At 40.9% G+C, this 24702-nt stretch carries 17 protein-coding genes, 1 tRNA gene and 1 pseudogene; 9 read left to right on the top strand and 10 right to left on the bottom strand.

The window, feature by feature from the left end; translation table 11 throughout:
• Window positions 1–53: 53 nt before the first annotated feature.
• From NOS7524_RS19390 to NOS7524_RS19400, 3 genes are all read right to left on the bottom strand, one after another.
• Window positions 54–2405: a CHASE2 domain-containing protein gene (locus NOS7524_RS19390; RefSeq protein WP_015140182.1), complete on the bottom strand. Its 2352-nt coding sequence runs from the start codon at window positions 2403–2405 to the stop codon at window positions 54–56.
• 217 nt (window positions 2406–2622) lie between these two features.
• Window positions 2623–3804, bottom strand: a complete 1182-nt coding sequence (locus NOS7524_RS19395; protein WP_015140183.1) for a DUF1822 family protein — start codon at window positions 3802–3804, stop codon at window positions 2623–2625.
• 25 nt (window positions 3805–3829) lie between these two features.
• A complete protein-coding gene (locus NOS7524_RS19400; protein ID WP_015140184.1) occupies window positions 3830–5020 on the bottom strand; it encodes a sigma-70 family RNA polymerase sigma factor in 1191 nt (396 codons plus the stop codon).
• 165 nt (window positions 5021–5185) lie between these two features.
• On the opposite strand from NOS7524_RS19400, the pseudogene NOS7524_RS30780 reads away from it, so the two are divergent.
• Window positions 5186–5450: pseudogene (locus NOS7524_RS30780) on the top strand (IS630 family transposase); the annotation flags it as partial.
• Between the two features lie 255 nt (window positions 5451–5705).
• Window positions 5706–6920: an RNA-guided endonuclease InsQ/TnpB family protein gene (locus tag NOS7524_RS19405; protein ID WP_015140185.1), complete on the top strand. Its 1215-nt coding sequence runs from the start codon at window positions 5706–5708 to the stop codon at window positions 6918–6920.
• A gap of 30 nt (window positions 6921–6950) precedes the next feature.
• On the opposite strand, the gene NOS7524_RS19410 is transcribed toward NOS7524_RS19405, so the two are convergent.
• A tRNA-Pro gene (locus tag NOS7524_RS19410) sits at window positions 6951–7024 on the bottom strand.
• 359 nt (window positions 7025–7383) lie between these two features.
• On the opposite strand from NOS7524_RS19410, the gene NOS7524_RS27900 reads away from it, so the two are divergent.
• Window positions 7384–9054 (top strand): serine/threonine protein kinase, encoded by a 1671-nt coding sequence (locus NOS7524_RS27900; protein WP_015140186.1) that lies wholly within the window; start codon window positions 7384–7386, stop codon window positions 9052–9054.
• A 111-nt stretch (window positions 9055–9165) separates the two neighbouring features.
• On the opposite strand, the gene NOS7524_RS19420 is transcribed toward NOS7524_RS27900, so the two are convergent.
• Complete coding sequence (locus NOS7524_RS19420; protein ID WP_015140187.1) at window positions 9166–10533, bottom strand: NAD(P)/FAD-dependent oxidoreductase; 1368 nt, start codon at window positions 10531–10533, stop codon at window positions 9166–9168.
• Between the two features lie 464 nt (window positions 10534–10997).
• On the bottom strand, window positions 10998–12359 hold the full coding sequence (locus NOS7524_RS19425; RefSeq protein WP_015140188.1) for an NAD(P)/FAD-dependent oxidoreductase: 1362 nt from the start codon (window positions 12357–12359) through the stop codon (window positions 10998–11000).
• A 362-nt stretch (window positions 12360–12721) separates the two neighbouring features.
• Between NOS7524_RS19425 and NOS7524_RS19430 the strand changes: the two genes are divergently transcribed.
• The 5 genes from NOS7524_RS19430 (at window position 12722) to NOS7524_RS19450 (ending at window position 17009) form a co-directional block, all read left to right on the top strand.
• On the top strand, window positions 12722–13306 hold the full coding sequence (locus tag NOS7524_RS19430) for a TetR/AcrR family transcriptional regulator (RefSeq protein ID WP_015140189.1): 585 nt from the start codon (window positions 12722–12724) through the stop codon (window positions 13304–13306).
• 86 nt (window positions 13307–13392) lie between these two features.
• Window positions 13393–14685, top strand: a complete 1293-nt coding sequence (locus NOS7524_RS19435) for an ABC exporter membrane fusion protein (protein ID WP_015140190.1) — start codon at window positions 13393–13395, stop codon at window positions 14683–14685.
• Between the two features lie 13 nt (window positions 14686–14698).
• Window positions 14699–15034, top strand: coding sequence for a DUF2834 domain-containing protein (locus NOS7524_RS19440; RefSeq protein WP_015140191.1), 336 nt, complete (start codon window positions 14699–14701; stop codon window positions 15032–15034).
• Between the two features lie 20 nt (window positions 15035–15054).
• Complete coding sequence (gene devC / locus NOS7524_RS19445; RefSeq protein ID WP_015140192.1) at window positions 15055–16221, top strand: ABC transporter permease DevC; 1167 nt, start codon at window positions 15055–15057, stop codon at window positions 16219–16221.
• 41 nt (window positions 16222–16262) lie between these two features.
• Window positions 16263–17009, top strand: coding sequence for a DevA family ABC transporter ATP-binding protein (locus NOS7524_RS19450; protein ID WP_015140193.1), 747 nt, complete (start codon window positions 16263–16265; stop codon window positions 17007–17009).
• A 54-nt stretch (window positions 17010–17063) separates the two neighbouring features.
• On the opposite strand, the gene NOS7524_RS19455 is transcribed toward NOS7524_RS19450, so the two are convergent.
• On the bottom strand, window positions 17064–18278 hold the full coding sequence (locus tag NOS7524_RS19455; protein WP_015140194.1) for an FAD-dependent oxidoreductase: 1215 nt from the start codon (window positions 18276–18278) through the stop codon (window positions 17064–17066).
• A gap of 268 nt (window positions 18279–18546) precedes the next feature.
• Window positions 18547–20085: a phytoene desaturase family protein gene (locus NOS7524_RS19460; protein ID WP_015140195.1), complete on the bottom strand. Its 1539-nt coding sequence runs from the start codon at window positions 20083–20085 to the stop codon at window positions 18547–18549.
• 226 nt (window positions 20086–20311) lie between these two features.
• On the opposite strand from NOS7524_RS19460, the gene NOS7524_RS19465 reads away from it, so the two are divergent.
• On the top strand, window positions 20312–20605 hold the full coding sequence (locus NOS7524_RS19465; RefSeq protein ID WP_015140196.1) for a LysR family transcriptional regulator: 294 nt from the start codon (window positions 20312–20314) through the stop codon (window positions 20603–20605).
• 177 nt (window positions 20606–20782) lie between these two features.
• Here NOS7524_RS19465 and NOS7524_RS19470 read toward each other — a convergent pair whose 3' ends face one another.
• Both NOS7524_RS19470 and NOS7524_RS19475 read right to left on the bottom strand, forming a co-directional pair.
• On the bottom strand, window positions 20783–23050 hold the full coding sequence (locus NOS7524_RS19470; protein WP_015140197.1) for a glycoside hydrolase family 65 protein: 2268 nt from the start codon (window positions 23048–23050) through the stop codon (window positions 20783–20785).
• Window positions 23051–23745: 695 nt separating this feature from the next.
• Window positions 23746–24696 carry an AAA family ATPase gene (locus tag NOS7524_RS19475; RefSeq protein WP_015140199.1) on the bottom strand — a complete coding sequence of 317 codons (951 nt, stop codon included), beginning with the start codon at window positions 24694–24696 and terminating at the stop codon, window positions 23746–23748.
• Window positions 24697–24702: the final 6 nt, after the last annotated feature.

Below are 24702 nucleotides of genomic sequence, written 5' to 3' on the forward strand. Positions count from 1 at the left end.
ATGGCTGTTGCCTGTTCCCTATTCCCTACCCCTTTGGGGTAGGTGAGAATTTACTAGCGACTTTGGATAAATAACACAACAATACCACTTGCAAATATGCCAAAAGCAGAGGGAACAAATGGAGTCCATAATCCGTTTTGAAAAAGAGCGATCGCACAAACTCCATATAAAATGACAACTGTCGCACATATAGCGTATCCTTTATCTGAAAGCGATCGCACACGCCACAGCATCAGATTTCCCACTACACACCATCCGCCTATCCAGAGAATATCGCCCCAAAAAGGCCAAACCCAAAAAATTGGACGTTCGTCTAAAACTGCACTCAGAATTTGGCTGACCATTTGTGCTTGGATCAATACGCCTGGAATTTGTTTGTAATCTCGCTGTGCAGCACTGTAGGGAGTTGACCAAGTATCGCTGAGTGTATTAGCTGTTACTCCAATCAAAACGATCTTATCTTGAAACAATTCAGGATTAAATTTTTCACTCAGCACATCATCAAGGGAAACTCTCTGATATTCTGTGTCACGGTAATTGATAAGTATTTGTATACCGCCTAAATTAACTCCTTGTTGATAGCCGCCACTACGGCCAGGTTTTAAGCGTTGAAAGACTTTAGAACCGAACTGTACATCATCTTCCTTCCAATTAGATGGAATATCTTCGTCAAATAAGTAACGCATAGCTAATTGCAATGAGAGCGAATAATGCGTTTTACAAGCTGAAGAAAGCTCTTGTTGCATCATTAAAATTTGACGACGGATAATACCATCTGGGTCTTGAATAGCATCTGTAAAACCCAGGCGTTCTACAGGTACGTCTTGCGGCGGTCTAACACCTTGGGGGTCATATTTACTATCACTGCCTTTACAGACAACAATCACGTTGTCTCGACTAAGTTCAGTAGGAAGTTGTATAGGATTTAATTTATGAGGAGGGTCGAAAGAATCTCTATATATATCTAATCCAATTACTCGTGGTTGATACTTTTGTAATTGATTCAGTAACTTTGCTAAAGTACGATCTGAAATTGATTTTGGCCCTAGGGTTGTCTCTTGTCGAGATTGAATATCTTTTTCAGTGATTTCTACAATTATCAATCTTGGATCTGGTTCTTCCTGGGGTCGCAATCGTAGCATTTGATCAAAAGTTTGCAGTTCGATTGTTTCAAACACTCCTAAATATCTTAAACCCACTGTGGAAAAAGTCACCATCAAAGTAGTCAGCAGTACAGTCCAAAACTGAGATTTTGGGGTATAGATTTTACTTTTCGTCGCCGCATAACTCACCGATTTGGTATCACTAAGATTGTCACTTAATTTTTGCCACTGGATTGGCTCAGTTGTAGGATTTTGACAGATAACTGGCAACCAACTGGCACAAGGAAATTCATTTTCTAATCCCTGAAGTCTTTCTCGTGCTTCTCGCACAGCCAAGTACAGTGGTTTACCACCTGCAAAGGCCATCAGAAAGTTCTTTAAGAATTCCTGGGCTACTAAATCTGGTACTCCTTCCCGCATAACAATCATTTGGGGAATGTTTAAATCAGCTAAATTTCGAGCCAATCCAATACCATCACAAGAATTAAAAATTGCTAGTTTTAAACCTCGTGTAATTGCTGTCTTCAGCGCATTTTTTAACTGCGAAATAGTTAAACTTTCTGTTTGGTTAATGTAAATTTCCCCTATCTCTCCATCAGCAAGGCTAGAGCTATGTCCGGCAAAAAAGAGAATATCCCAATCCTGTTGCCATAGATGCTCATCCAGTTTTTGCCTTGTTGGTTCTACTAAAAAGGTAGTTTGAGCATTTATTAAACTTTGCAATAAAGAGCTATCTTTATGGATATTAATACCAACACTATTACCTAGAATTGCTAAAATTTTAACTTTATCTGTAGCGGTTTTTGGTAATACTTGAGGGGTGACATACTCATCATTACTCAAAGCTAATTCAGCTTGAGGATAATCTTCAAAAAAATGCCAAAGATGCCAAGGTAAACGATGTAGTAAAACTATGTTTGTTTCAAAAATTACTCTGATTTCATCATCACGATTGAGTAGAGTTCGCAACTGTCTTTCAATATTCTGAAATGACTCAAATTGTAACCAAACATTGATATTTGTTTGTAGTTGGTGACATACTTCATCGAAATCATTAACAGAAATATTAGTGATGTCGTGGGCATGGACTTTTATACGTTGATTGCTACCCAGGCGTTGATGAACTGCTGTGTAGAGTGATTGCCATCTGCGGTAGAGTCCGCTTAGTTCTGGTGCAGCTGGTAAACTTCCTATGAATTTCACAGGTAAAACTTGGTGATGATGCCAAAGTTGAGCTGTGACAACAGGAAATCCTTGATTTAAATCTCCCCCCAGGAAGCTGAAGACGACTAGCTTACTCATTTTTTATTTGGTAATTGCAAGTTTTTAGTTTCATTTTTCCAGTAGCCATTTGTAATTAAAGCTCTGACTAATGACTAATAACTAAATAGCTCAGTGTTAAAAATTATCGCTATGGCAAGGCAGGAGGCAGGAGGCAGGAGGCAGGAGGGAAGAGGGAAGAGGGTTTGAGCCTAGTTTATTTTTCTTAACATAGTTGTGTTTTTTCCCACCGACTTACTTAAATCACGAAATGTTCTGTTATCTGGCAACTATTAAGAGCTACCTGGATGCTAAAAGATTCTCCCACTTCCCCATCAAAAAGTTTCAATTGCACATAGATATCTTGAACTCTTGCTTGTACTTGTTGAAGTATCTCCCCTTGTTCTGAAAGTAAAAATAGCTGGGTATTAGTGGGTAGATAAGGTTGATTACAAGCTGGATGTAGCTGTACACGAATACTAACTTGTTGGGGAGATTTTGGTATTAAGGCAACTAATAAGATCACCTTTTGAGCTTCTATTTCCATTCCCAAGTCGATGAGCTTGGCGCGTTTGATAGCAGTATTCAACCCAGAATTACTGCGGAAATTGAAAGCTAGGCTACTGGTGTTTGGTGCTAAAAAAGTTTCTAGAGCTTGCCATGAAGCATCATAAATCTGCTGTAACCAACCACTAAGATTGATTGGAACTGAGGAAAATGGCGATCGCTGACGCTGTTGATATAAGGATTGCCGCCATTGTTCATTCTCTAGTATCCCTCCCCAAGTTGTAAACGGTACTGCCAGCCTGGGGAATGTCACCGAAGAGTTGCTGAGAATTTGCTGCACCGATTCTACTTGAGCAGTGGATAATTCTGGGAGAGGAGCGATCGCAGCTTTCATCTCCTCTCCTCTACAAAATTGGTAAGTCATCCAAAAGGCATTTAAGTCTGGCATTAAATGCCTCGCATCTAGACAATAAGTCCTATCTACTTGGTCATAGTGTGCCAGTGATTTCAGTTCTTGATGGGTTGTGTAGCTCCAAATTCTTAACCATTCGCCATCTGATGAAACTTGCACAGCTAAATAATAATCTGCTGCCCAACTGGGAATGTCTACCCATTCTTGAGGTACTTCTAACTCACTATCATCAATTGCTTCACTGGGAATTAAAACGACTCGCTTGTCCTTTAACAAAATTGCTGTGCCATTGACAAATTCCCAAAAAGCAGGAATACCCGGCGAAGTGTACCATACACTGGCTTGGGGAACATATTCAGTTTTTACCCAATTCAAAAACGTATGGAGGCAAATTTGATTCATGTAAGCACGCCAGCGACTGCTGGGTGTGGTGTAAGCTTGACTTTCTTGCCAAGCTCTTTTCTGTAATGATGGTGATATTTCTAACAATAGTTCCTTCGGATCTGTGAAAGCAGAACTCATTTTTACTACCTCCTGTCTCATCTCGTCAGATAGATTCGCCATACTGAACTTTCAACCATTCTTCCAAAGCGGTACTCATATCTTTAACTAGGTGGGAATTTACAGAAATATTAAGGGTGTCTTGACTCCATTGAATCAATGCTGACAGCAAAGATTCTCTGGCTTTGAATAGCCTACGAGAAACAGTAGGTTGACTAATTTGTAAGCGTTGTACAATCTGTGGCTGAGTTAGTCCCTGTTGGTAGTAAAGTTTCAGTATTTCCTGAGTTTGCACATCGAATTTTTGTAAAGCTTTTAACAATACAGCTTGAATCTGAGATTGTTGATTTTGCTGATTTTGGGCATCCTCTTGCGCTATCATTTCCGCGATTAAGGAATCAGAAGATAAATCTGGCAAATCAAGAGTTGTTGTAGTTTCGTCTTCTGATATTGCTAAATTTAGCGAACTAACAGGTGGATAGAGATAAGCTCGCACATAGATAGCTGCTTGGGTTAACCATTGTTCAATTTTCTCTCTTGTGCATGGTGGAGTAGAGTGAGTTAATTGATTTTGTCGTTCTTGGTTGTAGAGATTAGCAATAGCTTCCCACATTTGCTGTCCTGGTTCCGGTAATGCCTTTGTGCCTCCTGGTTGACTCTGCACATAGAGTTCCTTAAAACAAGTCCAGGCTAGCCGATATTGGGCAATGATGCTGGGTGATAAGACAGCCTTATCCAGAGCTTCTAAGAACTGCTTTTTGCTCACTTTGCGTAACAACGCCCAATTTGTGCAAATGTCAGCTTCTTTACGTTGGCGTAAAATATCTTTTATCCGACTGGGAATTGCTATAGCTGCATAGGTTTTTAAGCTAGAGCATTTTTCTGGTTTAAAGTGTTTAAGAATTAGTTCAATTTCCGAGTTGGCTATTTGAAAGTAATCGGCTAGGCCATACTGATTGCTGGCAAATTTGCCAATTGTTTTTTTTGCTGTCCAGTAGATTGATTCTTGCAAATAAGCCAATAGGTGCATTCTAGCAAGGTTATTGGATTGCTCTTGCCAATTTTTGTGCCAATATAGCGCCCAAAAGTTTTCTGAGTTAGGAAACTCTGATGAAGACTTGATGCAGTTTTGAATACTTCGATGCAGTTTAATATCAATCAACCATTTGCTGAATTTGTCGCTTTCCAACTGAACGAAGCTTGAGAACATCTCCGTAATTTCTTGGCGAGGACGCATAAGCAATTAAAAATTTAAATATACCATTCACACTCATTATTTATCAAAAAATGATTTGCTTAGGTAGGTAACAGGTAACAGGTAACAGGTGACAGGTAACAGAGAAGAAAGACAATCAGGCATACTGACTGAATTTTGTCAAAAATCAAATATGAGTCCTTTATCGCTCCCCAGAAAGAAGAAGTCTTGGGTTGGCTGCAAACAAAGTAATGTTGGGAAATTGGCGAACTCAAATATAAATTTGCTTTTGAATATAATGCTATGAGTCAAAACGGAGCTATTACGATTTATTTGATGTGGCAGTAATTAGTTGGAAGAAAACTATTTCTCTAAATCCACAAGCTGACGAGGAAGTTGTTGCGGCAAAAAAAGAGATTGAATAATGTTGGCAAGGTATCGAGAGAGCATCGCAACAGAAAAGTTGAGTGTAAGTAAGTCGGTGGTAATAAATCGAACTATGTTAAATAATGTCAAGTTATTGTAATCGAGTTTGTAGTAAGGAATTTAGTCCTAAAAAAAGGCTAGAGCCGCTTACTAAGAACTCAATTTTCATGGCTTTACGAGTCGTGATGCGTAAAGCCCCCGTCATTCATGCGGGGGATATAAGCGAATAGCCAAATAAATTTGGCTGAGGCATTTATAAATCGTAGTGACGCTTTATAATATTAAAGGAGGTGGTGAACAAGTGTTTAATCTGACATACGAATTTAAGCTGAAGCCAACCGATGCACAAGCTCAGACGTTTGAAGACTGGCTAGAAATTAATCGCCGTGTCTACAACTATGCCTTAGCTGAACGCAAGGATTGGTATTTATCGCGTAGTTGCCAAATTAACGCTTGCTCACTTAAACACGAATACATTATTCGGCACGACACACCCCGTCCAACATACGCCAGCCAGTGCAAAGCGTTAACTGCTGCAAAGAAAGAGTTTCCTGAACTCAAGAAAGTGCAGTCTCAAGTTTTGCAGCAAACCCTAAAACGCCTAGAAGTAGCATTCGTAGCAATGTGGGAACGTAATCATGGGTTTCCCCGCTTGAAAAAGTCTGGAAGAATGCGGTCTTTTGTTTTCCCCCAAATGCAAGGTGAAAGACTTAAACCAGGAATGGTTAATTTCCCTGTGATTGGATGGATTAAATTCCGACAATCAAGGGAGATACCTGATGGTGGCGTAGTTAAACAAGCTCGTGTAGTCAAGCGTGTTTCTGGGTGGTACGTGATGCTAACTATTCAATGGGATGTGTCTGTACCCCAGCCGATGCCTCACGGAGAAGGCGTAGGGATTGATGTAGGGTTAACAAGTTTTATTGCGACTTCTAATGGTCTTTTAATCAAGCGTCCGAGGTTTTTTGTAGATGCCGAACGCAAGCTGAAATTGCTGCAACAGCGTGTTTCCAGAAAACTTATAGGCTCGAACAACTGGAAGAAAGCCCAAAGAAAAGTGGCGAAACTGCATGAGTACGTTGCTAGCTGCCGTAAGGACTGGCACAGAAAATTATCCCACCAAGTCTGCAACGATGCCGGAATGGTGTTTGTTGAAGATTTGAACCTAGTCGGGTTGTCCCGTGGGATGTTAGGTAAGCACTGTTTAGACGCTGGGTTTGGTCAGTTCTTCAATATCTTAGAGCAGACCTGTTTTAAGCGTGGTGTCTATTTTCAAAAAGTAGACAGTCGTAAAACTAGCCAGATTTGCCCTAACTGTGGTGTTGAGACTGGTAAAAAAGAATTGTCAGAGCGTACTCATGTTTGTTCAAATTGCGGATATACCACTCATAGGGATGTGGCAGCCGCACAGGTAGTTTTAGTTAGAGGACTTGCAGCCGTAGGGCATACGGTCAAGATGCTTGCTGAGGGTAAATTCATTGGAATCCCCGTGAAGCAAGAATCCCCGAATTTCTAATTCGGGGAGTGTCAAATAGCTTAATAAGAATCGGGATGACTGGATTCGAACCAGCGGCCCCTTCGTCCCGAACGAAGTGCGCTACCAAGCTGCGCTACATCCCGTAAATTCACATACAACCGATATCATAACACAAATTATGGTAAATGAGGTTAGGCATGGCTTGTAGAAAAAAGCCTGTTGGCCATAAAATGTGAAATCTGCAAAAAATGCAATTTGTTCTAGTCTTCTGAAAGCATTACGGCATTTAAGGCAAAAGGAATCCGCTAGTAGTTAAGGTATTTCTGGCTGCTAGATGGCGATCGCTCATTTGTCGCTTCTATACTACATAAAAATTAAGTAAAATTAATCACATAAATTATCATCATATCAAATAATAGTATTCCAGAATTTGTCATAATAATAACTATTCTTTTTGCTGAAAGTTAAAACCTGAAATTAAACATAGGATGGTTGCAATCAGATGAATTCCCCACATTCTTCAAGTTATTGGAATGGGCGCTTGATAGGTGATAAAGAGCGATACCGGATAGACAGACCTTTAGCTGTCGGTGGTATGGGAGAGGTCTTATTGGCAACAGATACCCGTGTTGGTCAGCAGGTAGTGTTGAAGTTACTCAAAGATACGCTGGTAGCATCACAAGAGATGAGAAAGCGTTTTGAGCGTGAGGTGGCAATTTGTGCAGCGTTGCAAAGTGACCACATTGTCAAAATTAGTGATTGTGGGGTGACTCCAGAAGGATATCCATTTTATGTGATGGAATATTTGCGCGGCCAAACTCTGCGACAATTGCTGGTGCGTGAACAGCGATTATCTGTGGAACGAACCGCAAGTATTATCTCTCAAGTTTGTCAGGGTTTACAACTGGCGCATCAAGGAGTAACTCTCCAAAAAAATGGCAGCAATGAGCATATTCAGGTGATCCATCGTGATCTGAAACCCGACAATATATTTCTTGTTCCTACAGATTTGGGGGAGTGGGTGAAGATTTTAGATTTTGGTGTAGCCAAAATCCGCAATGATACTTCTGAACAGACAAATCTAACTAATACCTTTATCGGGACATTTCGCTATGCTGCACCTGAACAGATCCAAAATCAGCAAAATCTAGATGCCAGGGCTGATATTTATAGTTTAGGGATCATTCTATATGAAATGTTAAGTGCAGTAGATCCGTTTGGTTTCAGCATGAAAGCTCATAATGTCAGTGAAACTTCCTGGATTTTAGCTCATGCTTATGAACCACCGATACCTTTGCGATCGCAACCAGGATGTGAGCAATTATCTGCTGCCATCGAAGATGTAGTTCTCAAGTGTCTACAAAAAAACCCGAATCATCGCTTTGCATCCGTGGCAGAACTAAATCAGGCTTTGCGAGATGCAAGCCACTCTGCAACAGATAACACTACTGCACAGCATAAACCAAATATTGTTCACCCTCAACTAACTTTCCATCAAGAAACTATTTCTAAACCCTTATACCCAGTTGAAACAAGCCAAGCTGTGTACAATCAAGGGTCAAATCACGAAACCGTTACCAAACTCCTCCATCCAGAGGCAGCAGAACCAGCTGAAGGGATAATTTTGCAACCATGTCCTTCACCCCATCCTGCTGACAATCACGAAACCGTTACCAAACTCCTGCATCCAGAGGCAGCAGAACCACCTGAACAGACAATATTGCAACCACGTCCTTCACCGGAACCAAAATCTAGTCACGAAACCGTTACCAAACTCCTGCATCCAGAGGCAGCAGAACCAGCTGAAGAGACAATATTGCAACCACGTCCTTCACCGGAACCAAAACCTAGTCACGAAACCGTTACCAAACTCCTGCATCCAGAGGCAGCAGAACCAGCTGAAGAGACAATATTGCAACCACGTCCTTCACCGGAACCAAAACCTAGTCACGAAACCGTTACCAAACTCCTGCATCCAGAGGCAGATGAAACACTTTTGCAACCAAGCCCACCTAAGTTGGCGATCGCCAGAAATTCCCAGATTTTTGGTCAAAATCGATGGATTGGATTAGCAATCATACTAGCTTTTTTTGCAGGAATGTCTATATTTTACTTACAAACAAATCAAGGTTCTAAAAATTCACCTACTGTACCGAACTCAACCCAAAAATAATAATTCTGAAGCTAAGATAAGCTGAAGGTCAACCACTTCACCCATCAAGAGATGGGGTTTTACTAAGGGTGTACGACTGTACACCCCCACAACAGAATCATGATGAAACAACTAGACTTTTAGTGGCTGTCTATTATTAGTTGGTGTGTAAGGACTTGTACCGTTACTATCGTCAAATTGAGACAAGTCTACTGATTCTTTACCGATAATTAATCTCGCGCCACGTTTGCGGGTGATGTAGTTCCACGCCCACTGAATCATTACTAATAGTTTTTGGTCGAACTCAATTAGGAAGTAGATGTGAATTACTAACCAGAATAACCACCCAAAGAAGCCTTCAAAATTGATAAAGCCTAAGTCTACAACGGCGGCATTTTTACCAATCATGGCTAGGCTACCGTAATCAGTATATTCAAAGGCTGGCAAAGTTTGACCTCGCAGACGTTTTTTAATTAATGTGGCGACATATTCGCCTTCTTGTTTAGCTACTGGTGCAATACCTGGGAGGGGTTGGCCATTGTAATGAGAGAAGTTTGCTAAGTCTCCCACTACGAAAATATTCTTATATCCCTTAATACTTAAATCTGGTTCTACGATCACACGTCCGGCGCGATCGCATTCTACACCAGTGCGTTCTGCTAAGACTTTCCCCATTGCGGAAGCTTTCACACCCGCAGCCCATAATACTGTCTTGGCAGCAATTTCTTTAAATTCATCCCCTTGTTTGACGGTAACGATATCATTTTCAATATTTGTCACCCTGGTGTTAGTTTGGATAATCACACCCAACTTTTCCAGCGATGCTGTTGCGGCTTGGGATAAATCGGGCGCAAAAGCTGGGAGGATGCGATCGCCTCCTTGCAATAGTACAATTCTGGTTTCTGATGTGTCGATGTCGCGGAAATCTTCTTTGAGAGTTTTGTATGCCAACTCTGCAACTGCGCCTGCTAATTCTACACCGGTGGGGCCAGCACCCACAATCACAAAAGTCAATAAAGCACGACGTTTGGCTGGATCTGTTTCCTTTTCTGCGGCTTCAAAGGCGCTAAATATCCGGCGGCGTATTTCTATAGCATCTTCAACAGTTTTCAAGCCAGGAGCAAATTCTTGCCAGTTATCCTTACCAAAATAGGAATGCTTTGCACCTGTAGCAACAATTAATGTATCATATGGTACTACTTTATCACCCAGAATAACTTGTTGTGCTTCTGGATCAATATCCTTGACTTCTCCCAACAAAACTTTTGTATTCTTGCTTTTGCTGAGTACAGATCGCAATGGTGCGGAAATATCAGCAGGTGATAGCATTCCTGTCGCAACTTGATATAAAAGCGGCTGAAATAAGTGGAAGTTACGTTTATCAATGAGAGTAACATTTACATTTGCTGTCTTCAGTGCCTTTGCTGCATACAGTCCACCAAAGCCACCACCAACAATTACAACTTGATGCGGTTGATGATTCTTAAGTGAAGCTACCATAAAAATATTTCCTTCTGTTAAGAGTTGTGTAACTGTTCTTAACAAATATGTAACAAAGTCATGATATTTGTTGCCGTTTACTTCGGAACACTTGACAAAATCAATAAATTAACAAAAGTTACAATTTTTGAGGTAAAAAGCCCCGATTGACTAAATCTATGGGTTAAGTAAATCTTTCATAAAAATCTTAAAACCTTTGTTTTATCAACATCTTAGCGATTGAGTAGTTAGAAATACTTGATAAAATTGCCCTTGTGATTATCGCTAAAAATGTCGTGTTATTGAGGATTAAAAGCCAAGAATCAGTTTACAAAAACATGAGTGACCACTCACGCAAATATTAAGAAAGACCTGGTTGATTTATGGCTAAAAAGAATTGTGGAATAAGTCTCTTGCTGCATACAGGCAAAATACTTATTCCACAAATTGCAATGAATTGATGCTTTAACTACAAAGCAAAAATCCTAAGCGTTGACTGGCTGCCTCTTTTGTGTAGGCTGGTATTGACTGCTATTATGAACTGTTTTTACTTCTAGAGAAACTTCTTGCCCTGTAATCAATCTAGCTCCACGATTACGAGTGACATAATTCCATACCCACTGAATCGTTACTACTAACTTATTGTCAAACTCAATGAGGAAGTAGATGTGAATTATTAACCAGAACAACCATGCAAAGAAGCCTTTCAACTTGATAAAACCTAAGTCTACAACGGCGGCATTTTGTCCGATCATGGCTAGGCTACCATGATCATTATATTTAAAAGCTGGCAGAGTTTGACCTTGCAAACTTTTTTGAACTAATGCAGCGACGTATTCACCTTCTTGTTTAGCGACTGGTGCAACACCAGGGAGGGGTTTACCGTTTTGGTGGGAGAAATTGGCTAAGTCTCCTACTACAAAAATATTGTTGTGTCCCTTAATACTTAAGTCTGGTTCTACAATCACTCGTCCGGCGCGATCGCATTCTGCACCTGTGCGTTCTGCTAAGACTTTCCCCATGACGGAAGCTTTCACGCCGGCAGCCCATAATACTGTCTTGGCAGCAATTTCTTTAACTTCATCGCCTTGTTTAACGGTAACAATATCATTTTCAATATTTGTCACCATAGTTTTTGTCTTGACATCCACACCCAACTGTTGCAAAGATGCTTCTGCTTCTTGCGATAATTCTGGTGCAAAGGGTGGGAGAACTCGATCTAAACCTTCTAAGAGGATAACTTGTGTTTCCGTGGTGTCGATTTTGCGGAAATCTTCTTTGAGGGTTTGGTATGCTAACTCAGCGATCGCACCTGCTAATTCTACCCCGGTAGGGCCACCACCCACAATCACAAAGGTCAACCAAGCCCGGCGTTTGGCTGGATCTTTTTCCTTTTCTGCGGCTTCAAAAGCTGTAAAAATTCGGCGACGCATTTCAATCGCATCTTCTACAGTCTTTAAACCCGGCGCAAATTCTTCCCAATTATCTTTACCAAAATATGAATGCTTCGCGCCTGTGGCCACGATTAAGGTGTCATAAGGTATTTTCTCATCACCCATGATCACTTGTTGTGCTTCTGGGTCAATATCATTCACTTCTCCTAGCAGCACATTGGTATTCTTGCTCTTGCTCAATACTGCACGCAAGGGTGAGGAAATATCAGCTGGTGATAGCGTCCCGGTGGCGACTTGGTAAAGTAGCGGCTGAAATAGGTGAAAGTTCCGTTTGTCAATCAGGGTAACTTCTACCTTCGCTTTGGCAAGTGCTTTTGCCGCATACAATCCACCAAAACCACCTCCAACAATCACAACCTGATGGGGTGGTTTTTTGTCAAGTGCATCTACCATAAAAAACATTTCCTTGTGTTACGGACGCTGTAACTATTCTTTACAAATTTGTATCAAAATTGTCACAATATTTTCTGTTCAGTTTGCACATATGAAAAAGTTGTTAAAGTGATCAAAGCTACACTCGTTTGGTCATTTACTATACTTAAATCGTCTAACCGTATATAAATTGTAGAGACGTTCCATGGAACGTCTCTACTGATAAAACTTAAAATCGCTGGTTCACCCAAGGTTAAGGGCAACCAATAACGCGAATATCGACTCAATGCTAAACCTTGATTCGTTTTACTTATCAGTTCTTGACGAACACTAAAAATTAAGTTTTACTAAAAATAACGAGCGTTCGATATAAAAAAGACATTATGCCCAAAGTTGTTGATCATGAGCAATACCGCAAAGAACTGCTCGGAAAGTGTTTTGATTTATTTGCCACCAAAGGATATGCCGCGATCACCATGAGGGAAATTGCTCAAGGCTTAAACGTGTCCACAGGGACGCTGTATCACTACTTTCCTAGTAAACAAGCTTTGTTTGAGCAATTAGTAGAGGAAATTAGTCAACAAGATGTGAGTGCAGCCTTAGCCGAGATGGGTGGAGCAAAAACCCTGGAAGAAACAATGAAAGGCTTGGGGAGATATTTAGTAAAGAACGAAGATTACTTTATTAAGTGGACATATATTTGGGTTGACTTTTGTCAGCATCAAGACCTAAATGAATTGCGAAATAATGCTGTATTCAAGCGTGCTAATAGAAACTATCAGCAAGCAGTTTGTGAGTTATTAGGTGTACAAGATACAGCCTTAGCTACCTTTGTATTGAGTTTAGTAAATGGCTTAATTTTAGAAAAGCTGTGGTGTAATGAAACAATTGATTTTGTTAAGCAATGTACATTGCTAGGCAAAATGATTACGGCTTATTTAGGAAATAAAGTAACAGCCTTGCGATAAAGAATATTCTCGGCTGAAAATCTGAAATAAATCTATTTAACAGTGGTTAAAAAGCCAAAAGAAAAAATACTTTTTATAGAGGGGATATGAGTCAAAAATTATTATTTAAACCAGCCAATCAAGGATTAATTGCATTAGTAATTGCGGCTACGGCTGTGACTACTGGAATTATTGTTTATGGAGTGTCTCAGTTTGGGCAAATGGGTAAAACTGCGGCATCAGATACTACTGTACAAGCCGAAGCGATCGCACCCAAAGTTACAGCCCTAGGCAGATTAGAACCAGAAACCAAAGTCATCAAACTATCTGCACCCTTGGTTTTAGATGGCGATCGCGTGAATCAGATCCTTGTAGAAGAAGGCGATACTGTCGAGGCTGGGCAAGTAGTAGCCATTTTAGATGCCCAAGCCCGCTTGAAAACGGCTGTACTCCAAGCAGAAAAACAAGTGCGAGTAGCACAAGCCAAACTCAATCAAGTCAAAGCTGGAGCTAAAAGCGGCGATATCTTAGCACAGCAAGTCAGTGTAGAACGCTTACAAGCCCAATCTCAAGGAGATATTACAGAACAACAAGAAAGCATTGCCCGAATTGAGGCACAATGGCAAGGAGACAGAATCGCCCAAGCTGCCACAATTAGAAAGCTAGAAGCAGAACTGAAGAACGCCGAAGCAGAATATCAACGCTATCAACAGCTATATTCAGAGGGGGCAATTTCTAATTCGGCTTTTGATAGTAAACGCTTGAGTGTAGAAACCGCCAAACAGCAACTCGACGAAGCCAAAGCCGTGCTGAATCGGATTAACGCCACAGCCAATAAACAACTATCCGAAGCCAAATTTGCACTTAACCGCATTAACGCCACCAGTAGAAAGCAAGTTAGTGAAGCCAAAGCCACACTCACCAGTATTGCCGAAGTGCGTCCTGTGGATGTGCAAGCAGCCCAAGCTGAAGTTGAAGATGCGATCGCCTCACTCAAACGCGCCCAAACAGAATTAGAAGCAGCTTATATCAGAGCGCCAATGGCGGGACAGATTCTCAAAATTCATACACGAGTCGGCGAAAAAATTAGTGATGACGGCATTGCAGACTTCGCCCAAACCGCACAAATGATTGCAGTAGCAGAAGTCTATCAATCCGACATCAGCAAAGTCAAACTAGGACAAACTGCAACGATTACCGGACAAGCCTTTGCGGGAGAACTACGCGGAGAAGTTTCCCAAATTGGCTTGCAAGTCAACCGCCAAAACGTCTTTAGCAACCAACCGGGAGAAAATCTCGACAGCCGAGTCATTGAAGTCAAAATTCGCCTGAATCCTGAAGACAGCAAAAAAGTTGCAGGTTTAACTAACTTGCAAGTGCAAACAGCAATTGAATTATAAAAGTGAGTTCATCATGCTGAAAATCATCTATCTTTTACTTTGCATTTTCGGAACAGTTTTACCTTATTCACAGTTTCTACCATTTTTATTAGAAAATGGGCTTGATATTCCACTTTTTATTGAGCAGCTATTTGCTAATAGGATTTCTGCTTTCTTCGGCATAGATCTCATTGTTACATCCCTCGTTCTTTGGGTATTTGTGTTTTGGGAAGGCAATCGGCTAAAAATGTCAAATCTTTGGGTTTATATCGCGGCTAATCTATTAGTTGGAGTATCCCTAGCACTGCCGTTATTTTTATTCATGCGACAGCAGCAACTAGAACAGAAAACAGAAAAAGTAAGCTATTAACCCAATACCCAGTCTCTAATATGTTCTCTAAAATGTTTAGGAAAACGCCGCTTGCATGGCGGCAATTGATGAAAGAAAAAACACGCCTAGCAGTGGCAGTAGCGGGTATTACCTTTGCTGATATGCTGATGTTTATTCAGTTGGGATTTGAAAGTGCGCTGTTTGATGCGGCTATACAACCCCATCGGAATTTACAAGCTGATTTAGTCTTAATTAATCCGCAATTTCAGACATTATTTTCAGTCAAAAGTTTTTCTAGAGAACGACTTTATCAAGCACTAGGATATGAAGGGGTGCAGTCAGTCAGCCCCTTGTATATTGGCACTGGACAATGGCGTAATCCCGAAACGCGACAGGATCGGGCTATCTTAGTTTGGGGTATTGATCCAGCGACATCTGCGTTTAAGTTTCCCGAAGTCCAAAAAAACCAGAATGCTATTAAGCAATTAAATCGAGTTTTATTTGATCAAGCCGGTCGCCCAGAATACGGTGCAGTTGGTGATATCTTTAAAAAAACAGGTAATTTTCAAACAGAACTGAATAATATAGCCATTGATGTTAAAGGCGTATTTAGTAACGGTGCATCCTTTGCGGCTGATGGTAACGTCATCGCTAGTGATTCTACCTTTTTAAGACTATTCCCAGAACGTAAACCAGACCGAATTGAAGTTGGGTTAATTACCTTAAAACCCGGTGCAGATGCCGAAAAAGTGCGATCGCAACTAGCCGCAGGTTTACCCAATGATGTCAGAGTCCTGACTCCCGAAGGCTTTGCCCAAACAGAAAAAGAATACTGGGCGAATGGTACAGGTATTGGTTTTATTTTCGGATTGGGTGTAGGAGTAGGCTTCATCGTCGGCATTGTAATTGTGTACCAGATTCTTTACTCCGACGTATCTGACCACTTACCAGAATACGCCACCCTCAAAGCTATGGGTTACACCGATCGCTATTTACTCCTAGCCTTATTGCAAGAAGCATTATTATTAGCCTTCTTGGGATATCTACCCGCATATATCCTTTCCTTTGGACTATATCAAATCACCTTTGCTGCCACAATGCTGCCCATCGCTATGAAATTAGATCGGGCAGTAACTGTATTTATTCTCACCATTATCATGTGTAGCGTCTCCGGTGCGATCGCTATGCGAAAACTACGCTCCGCCGATCCAGCCGACGTATTTTAACTCTTTATTTCTTCTCCCCAATCCCCAATCACTAAAATCCCATGTTGCAAGCATATACCCCAGAAATTACCGATTCCTCTGCTTTAGAACCTGTGATTGCTGTACATAACCTCAATCACTACTTTGGCTCAGGTGGACTACGTAAACAAGTATTATTTGAGATTAATTTAGAGATTCAAGCTGGGGAAATTGTGATTATGACTGGCCCTTCTGGCTCAGGTAAAACTACCCTGTTAACTCTGATGGGTGGCTTACGTTCGGCTCAAGAAGGGAGTATGAAAATTTTAGGACAGGAAATCTGCGGTGCTGGTAAAAGACAGTTAACCAAATTACGCCGCCAGATTGGTTATATTTTCCAGGCGCATAACCTGATGACATTTTTAACAGCTAAAGAAAATGTGCGAATGTCTCTGGAATTGCATGATGAGTATTTAAATCAGGATATCAACGCCAAGGCGATCGCCATGCTAGAGAGCGTAGGATTGGGAGATCATGTAAATTACTACCCAGAAAATTTATCTGGGGGACAAAAACAACGAGTTGCGATCGCTCGTGCTTTAGTCAGCCATCCTAAGATTGTCTTAGCAGATGAACCTACAGCCGCACTCGATAAAAAATCTGGACGGGATGTTGTAGAACTAATGCAGAAATTAGCTAAAGAACAAGGCTGTACAATTTTGCTAGTTACCCACGATAACCGCATTTTAGATATTGCTGACCGAATTATCTATATGGAAGATGGTCAACTTAAAAGTGATGATGTAGATATTACTGCCAATATGCACTAGGCTTTGCAAAACTCAAACTCTTTTTCTTCTGCTTCTCCTATTTATTTACCAAAGTTATCCGATTAACTGAGCAACCCTAATTGCAGAAGTGATAGCTCCTTCATGCAATCCATCTCCAAGATAAGCTCCTGCATGGTAAGTATTATTCTCACCATTGGTCATAATAATTTCGTTTCTATATCTGAAGGATTCGACCGTATATAGGGGCGTATGATGTTCTTGAATATGAAGAATTTTGTTTTGAGCAATCAAATTATCTAGATTAAAAGCCAAACTGTATTGAAGGGAAGATGATACACCACAAAGTCTGTTGAGATAAGCGTTATATCCCCACCCTTTATTAGTCTTGAAAAAATCAAATTCCGCAGGTTCTTTAATGCCGTGTCGAGCATACATGGAAGTATCTGTATGGATGATAGTTTTTACTTGGTTTTTCTGCCATCCTGAAAATCGTTTAATTTCTTCATTATTCGGATCAGATAATAACTTGATTACTTGGTCAGGTGGTGTTGCAAAAACAACTTTATCAAAAAGATACTTCACACCATCTGATAAGGCAATTCTTACATCATTAGCTTGTCTAAAAATTTCTACAATTTCAACATTAAGAAAAATCTCACCTCGAAAGCGTTCTAAGATTTTCTCAATATAAGAATACACACCTCTTTTCACCCTCACCCAGTTGACAAAAATATAATCTCTTAGGGTAAGAATTCCCATTTCTGCGGGGAAGTTATCAATTAGCTCAAAAGCCATTGAGTAGCTATACATCATCAATAATTTCAGCCAATCATTCCGGATACATTGTCTGGTTAAAAATTTAGAAATTGGCTGATTCTGCAATTGCTGAGTTGGTGTAAAGTGCGTTTTTAACCATAACCCAGCAGCACCAGCATAGAGAGTATTGAGCCTCAGAGATGCAATTAAATGCTGAATTCCTGTAAAGTTTTTTTGAATCATCACAGACGAGAGAATGTGATGACCATCTGGCAAAAATAATCCTGAACCTATATGAACTGGCTCTAATTCTACCTCTAACTCTTGCATTAATTTTAAAAAGTTGTGAAAATTCAAAGGAAATTCTAGTACACCACCTTCTAAAATTTGCTCACAATCAGATTGATTAGGTTTAATGTTTTTATTTAATGTGCGAATATGTCCGCCCAAAATAGGTTTTTTTTCAAAAATCGTGACGTGATGACCTTGTTTATCAAGCAGATATGCCGTTACCATACCGCTTGCTCCGCCCCCAATAATCGCGATTTTCATATTTCACCACCATACTAATTAGAACGGTGTAAATAATTAAAGGTTTGTAGTAAGGACTTTAGTCCTTCTTTTAAAACTAAAGTCCTTACTAGAACACCAATTCAGTATTCCTAGAAGAACCCCTCCCCCAGCCCCTCCCCTGCAAGGAGAGGGGAGTTTTGCTCCTCCTTCCCTAGTAGGGAAGGAGGTTGGGGGGTTAGGTTTTTCATTACTGAATCGATGCTCTAGGAACTTAATGACAATAATTTATTTTGAATTTTGAATTGATTCATCCTTTAGATAAAATCACATCTCCTGATAATCTTTGATAGAGGATTGCCCCAGTCCAAAACGTAGCTGCAAAACCTGGGTATCCAGATGAGGCATTACAGAAATAAAAATTATTTAAAGATGTCTCATGGTTTAATCTGCCCAGTCCCATATTTTTAGGGGTGAGATTAGATCCATAGGAATTACCTTTGGGACACCAACAAAACCGCTCATTAGTCGTAGGACTACCAGTGATTTTAAAAACGAGATATTTTCTAAAATCGGGAATATAGTTTTTTTCGACTACATCTAGGATAAAGTTTAAAATTTCCTCTTTTTTACGTCTGTAAAGCTTTTTATTACTTGCTTGCAATTCTTTAAAGTAATCATAATTGGCAACTGTTAAAAACTCGATAATTTGATATCCTTCTGGACAGTCACGTTCATCATCTGTCATTAACGTAGGTGTAGTAATGGCAAAACTGGGATTAGAATAGTCATGCTTTTCATACATTTGATAAAATGCTTCATTCAAACCCCGATGACCAGTATGAAAAGTATTCCATTTGCCAAATCCATAGTCTCGCAGATCAATATCCTTTACAACGCAGTAGGCCATAAAGTTGGAAGGGGAATACTCATAGTTAAGCTTTTTACGTACCTTTTTTGAGAAATTCTCTACTCCGATCATCTGGGCAGCTTTTTGAGGGTCTATATTGCAGATAATAGTGTCAGCAGTAAATTCATATTTTTGCTGATTGATTCTATTAATTGCCTTGACTCCAGTGATAGTTTTATTGGTGAGTGTAAAATCAGTAACTTCCAAATTAAGAAGAACTTCACCACCATTTTCTGTAATGCTGTTAACTAAAGAATTAATTACATGATCAAAATGATGCGTAGGATAAAAAGCACCTTCTTGATAGCTAGTGAATAAAATCACCCAAGCGTAAAAAGAAAGTTGATCAGGAGGTAGTAAAAAGTCTGGCCATTGCAAGGCTAAAAGTGTTTGTGCTTCTTGAGGTAATTTGAATTGATCAAAAACATCTTGCAGTGTACTATGCAAATACTTGACGGCAGATAATACTTTACTAAGATGTTTAAATAATTCCGTAGGGATGACTGGGGGTGATAATATCTTTAATCCCTCACTGGTTTTTTTAACTTCCAGGATAAATTGCCGAATCTGCTCGGCATTTTGGGGAAAAAGTTGAGATAACCGCCGAATTAACTCTTGAGATTGTGAGGGAATATCCAGCGAGTAGCCGGGCATTCTCATGTGATCAAAGCCATCAGGTTCATATCGCTCGAAGGTGACTACTTTATCCAAGTTCAATTTTTTTAAAACTCGATTGACAGTGTGTCCTTCGCCACAATCCCAAACGTAATGCAGTTGGGCATTAAACTTGTATTTTTTTGCCATCGTAAACGTATGTCCAAAGCCTCCTGGATGCTCATGAGACTCCAAGACTTGAACTTTTTTACCAGCTTTTGCCATCAAAGCACCAAAGACTAATGCTGACAAGCCACTACCTACAATCAGGTAATCTGTTTTCATCGCTTACGAGTTAGAACAATGTAAGCTAAATGTGCATTACCTTAATGTAGTTTTTCATGAATCCTGAGAGGGATTTACGATTTTTGAATACTGATGTGTCTCTGTCTTTAGAATGTAGACATCTGAGATCATCTTGCATAAGATTACTTCTGGCTATGACTAAATACATAGAAATAAATAGAAGTTCAACAACGTCTCAAAATAAATGGGAACATAGTAATTAACCATGAAAATTTCCCAACTTCGCGCCGTAGTTGCAGTAGCGGAGCGCGGCAATTTTAGTGAAGCTGCTTTAGAATTACAACTGACTCAACCGGCAGTGAGTCATGCGATCGCGACTTTAGAAGAGGAATTAGGTATACTTTTATTCGCTAGAGGTCGTCATGGTGCTGCTTTAACACCTGCGGGGGAGCGCATCCTGCATCATATTCGTCAGGCGATGCAGCATTTAGAGATGATGCAGCAAGAAGCCAACCTCCATAAAGGTTTACGAGACGAGATGCGTAAAGCCCCAGTATAAAATGGCGGGGAGTATGTCAACAGAGATGATTCCGTTTTCTGAGCGTTGGGGATTTACGTCTGCTGCACCTAAATTTGCATTAATGTACAGATACAACTAGAGATAAGGAAGTAGGAGAGCAGAGGAGGTTTTACCCCAATCCCCAGTCCCCAATCCCCAGTCCCCAATCCCCAGCCCTCAATCCATGACACTCACATAGATAGGAACTTTTGCTTCCTGTACTACCATTGCCATTGCCATATCTGGTTGTAAGTCAAACTCATGCCATTCGTTGCGCCATTGCAGGCGAAACTTCAGACGTTTCCAAGTAGGTGGTAAGTTAGGACAAGCCATTGGGCCAAATTGAGTCAATCTGATACCTGCAAAGCCGAAAACTACAGCTTGCCAAACTCCTCCCGCACTGGCGGCGTGAATACCTTCGGCGGCGTTAAGTCTGACATCTTCTAAGTCTACTAATGCAGCTCTTTGGAAATGGGTGTAGGCTTGAGTCGGTTGATTTAAGTCACAAGCTAAGACAGCGTGAATTGCTGGGCCTAGGGAAGAACCATAGGTGTGGTCGGTGCGCTGGTTATAATAGTCCCAGTTGGCCTTGAGGGTGTTGTAGTCATAACGCTGACGCAGCAAGTAAAGCAGCATCAATACGTCCGGCTGCTTGAGAATTTGCTTTTGGCTGGTGGCTTCAATACCTAATAAACCTTGCAAAGATTTAGTCCGGGGTTCGTAATCAGCCAAGTTGACATCTTCTAACTGGAAGAATCCTTCAAATTGCTCAATCAAACCTGTGGCTGCATCTTGATTGACAAATATCCGTTCTTGAATTTCTGCCCACCGATGTAGACGTTCTGTGGTTAAGTTCAGCTGTTCTACTAACTGAGCCGACTTTTCTGGGTAGACGTGTTTGAACCAGTCCCACAGTGCCAAAGCTGAGTATAAATGCCACTGTACCATGAGGTTGGTAAAAGCGTTATTATCGACGCGATCGTGATTTTCATCAGGGCCGATGACATCTAAAATGTCATAGCTGTGGCGCTGTGGGTTCCACTGCACCCGACTTTCCCAAAAAATCGCTGTATCGAGGATAATTTCTGCGCCATAGTCCCGCATCCAGTCATCATCATCGGTAGTTTGCCAGTAATGCCAAACTGCATAAGCGACATCAGCAGTGATATGCACTTCAATATCACCGCACCAGATTCTGACTAATCCACCATTAGCATCTGGAACCCAACGGGGGGTAACTTCATCACCTGTGGTGGCGCTTTCCCAAGCAAACATGGCTCCTTGATAACCAGCTTCTTGGGCTTTGCGTCTAGCTCCTGGTAAGGTGTGGTAGCGGTAGGTGAGTAGATTACGGGCTATGGCTGGTTGAGTGTAGGTAAGAAAGGGCAGGATAAAAATTTCTGTGTCCCAAAAGATGTGTCCACGATAGGCAAAACCGGAGAGGGTTTTGGGGGGGATGCTAACTCTGTCGTCTTGGCGGGGTGCGGCTGCTAGTACCTGAAAAAGATTGTAACGGACACTGAGTTGGGAGAGGCGATCGCCTTCAATCAAAATATCACTGTTTTGCCACACTTGTTCCCAGGCGGCAATGTGCGCTGCTAGTAGGGTAGCGTATCTGGGTTCATCAGCTAGTTTTTGTAGGGCGGCTGCTATGGGGTTGTCTGTTTCCCGTGAAGTAAACAGGGTGACGATTTTCTCTACAGCTACCGTCTTGCCTGGATGAGAGGAAAAAGTAGTTGTCAATGAGGAAAATCCAGATTTCTGAGCAACATACACAGAAGCAGTATCTTCACCGTCTACCACCAACTTGGCAGCCATCCCCAACTGAATCTCTGAACCCAGAGTTTGACTTTGCAGCCAGATAATTTCACCTACACCACCTTGGTTTAAAGTCCGCCAATGGGGGATACCTTGAGTTGTTGGTTCAGCATCAAAGCTGACTTCAACTTTGATATCACCTGTAAAATCAACAGATGTAATTTCACACCGAATTGCTAAGAGGTGTTGATCTGCCAAACTGGTAAAACGCTGAAAGTGCAAATCTAAAGTATGTCCTTTAGGAGAACGCCAACGTACATCACGGCTAACTAAACCTAAACGCAAGTCAAGGCGACGCTCATAATTCAGAATTTCGCCAGCATTCATGCTAAAGCTTTCTCCTGCAACTGTCACCACTAAGGGCAACCAGTTGGGACAATTCACCAGTTCAGTGTAAGCAATGGCTGTGTCATCATAAACACCATTAATTAGTGTTGCCGCAGAATCTTCGGGATATCCTTCTTCAAAAGTTCCCCGTGTGCCTAAATAACCATTACCAAGGGTAAAGACAGTTTCTTTGTGGTGTAACTTTGACGAATCAAATTCTGTTTCAATAACGTTCCAGTCATTGGTTTCAAGCAGTTCCTGGGTGGATGGATAGTTTTCAACAGATAAATCTTCAATCATCAGTATTAAGACCTAATCCTTTGAGGTTAGTTGTTGATAGGATGAAACCGCATCTCTGGGAGTTATAGATATTTCCTTCTCCTCCTTTGATTGTTGATGGTTTGATTTAGTTTCATCAGCAACAGTAGCAAGCTCAACTAATAGAAACTATCCCAATTTCATCTATCTATGGTTAGGTTTTATAACGCACATTGCAGCCATTATCCGAGATGCTCTACCAATTGATACATTTTTTTATATAAATTGCCAACGGTGAGATTTTTTTTAATTAGGAGTAATGTGATGAAAGTACATATATTTGGCAATATTAGCGATAATAATGCTAATTTTTGTTGAATTTCTTAAGCCAGCAAATCTATTTGAATAAGCAGATGATTTACTCGCGCGCAGACGCAGAAGCAAAGAACGCATAGTTGCCGCAGGAAGGGTGTACACACAAGTCTGGGTTGAGCGCATCTGTCCCGCCTCGGAATTAATTCCGAGTCTCATAGCGCAAGTCCTCTGAAAGAGGACTCAGGGACTTCCAACTAAAAAAATATACAATCGCGAGGGGTAGCAGAGGGAGAGGATGAATCTGATCAATATCTTTGCTCTGACTCATTGAATAATTTATTTTCTGGAAGTCCCTCAACAAAAAGTTTGTTCTAGTCCACGCTTTGTGGACTTTGGCTATGAGCCTGGAACTTTTATCCCAATTACCTTGGTACTGGCACTTGATTTACTACCGATGCAATTACCGCATCAATTTGTAAACCATCTAGCATGGCTTCCGGTTTGAGAATTAAACGATGACGCAACAAGGGCGATGCTACTGCTTTAACATCATCTGGCGTGACAAAATCCCTACCAGCTAACCAAGCAGCCGCTTGAGATGTCTGCAACCAAGAACCCGCCGCACGAGGAGATGCACCTAAAGCTAAGTCAGGATACTGGCGTGATGTTCTTACCAAGGCTAATAGGTAGTCAATAATCGCCTCTGATACCTTCACTGCTTTGACTGCTTGCCTTGCTTTTAAGATTTCTGCTACTGTGGCGACTGCTTGCAAACGGTTAATATCCCAGCGCCTGGCTGCGAAACCATTCTGACGATTGAGTAACATTTGCTTTTCGGCAGCTTGATCAGGGTAATCTACTACTAGCTTGAATAAAAATCTGTCTAGTTGTGCTTCTGGTAAAGGATAAGTGCCTTCAAATTCTAAGGGGTTTTGGGTGGCAATTACCCAAAATAAATCCGGTAATGGCAAGCTTTCGCCATCTAGGGTGACTTGCATTTCTTCCATTGCTTCTAGCAAAGCCGCTTGTGTCTTGGGAGGAGTACGGTTAATTTCATCTGCTAGTAACACTTCGGTAAATACTGGCCCTTTTTTCAAAGTAAAATTGCGACTATTCAGATCAAAAATATTTGTCCCAGTAATATCGGAGGGCAATACATCCGGTGTTAATTGCACTCGGCGAAACTCTGCTTGAATTAATTGCGCTAAGACTTTTACCAAGAGTGTTTTACCTGTTCCCGGTACACCCTCTAAAATAATATGTCCGCCTGCTAATAATGCTACCAGTAGTTGCTGTACCAGGCTGGATTGTCCTACTACGATTTGGTTAAGTTTTTCACCAAGATGAATTAAGACTGGACGGGTTTCACTCATAAATAG

This window comes from Nostoc sp. PCC 7524 (assembly GCF_000316645.1).
GTDB lineage: Bacteria > Cyanobacteriota > Cyanobacteriia > Cyanobacteriales > Nostocaceae > Trichormus.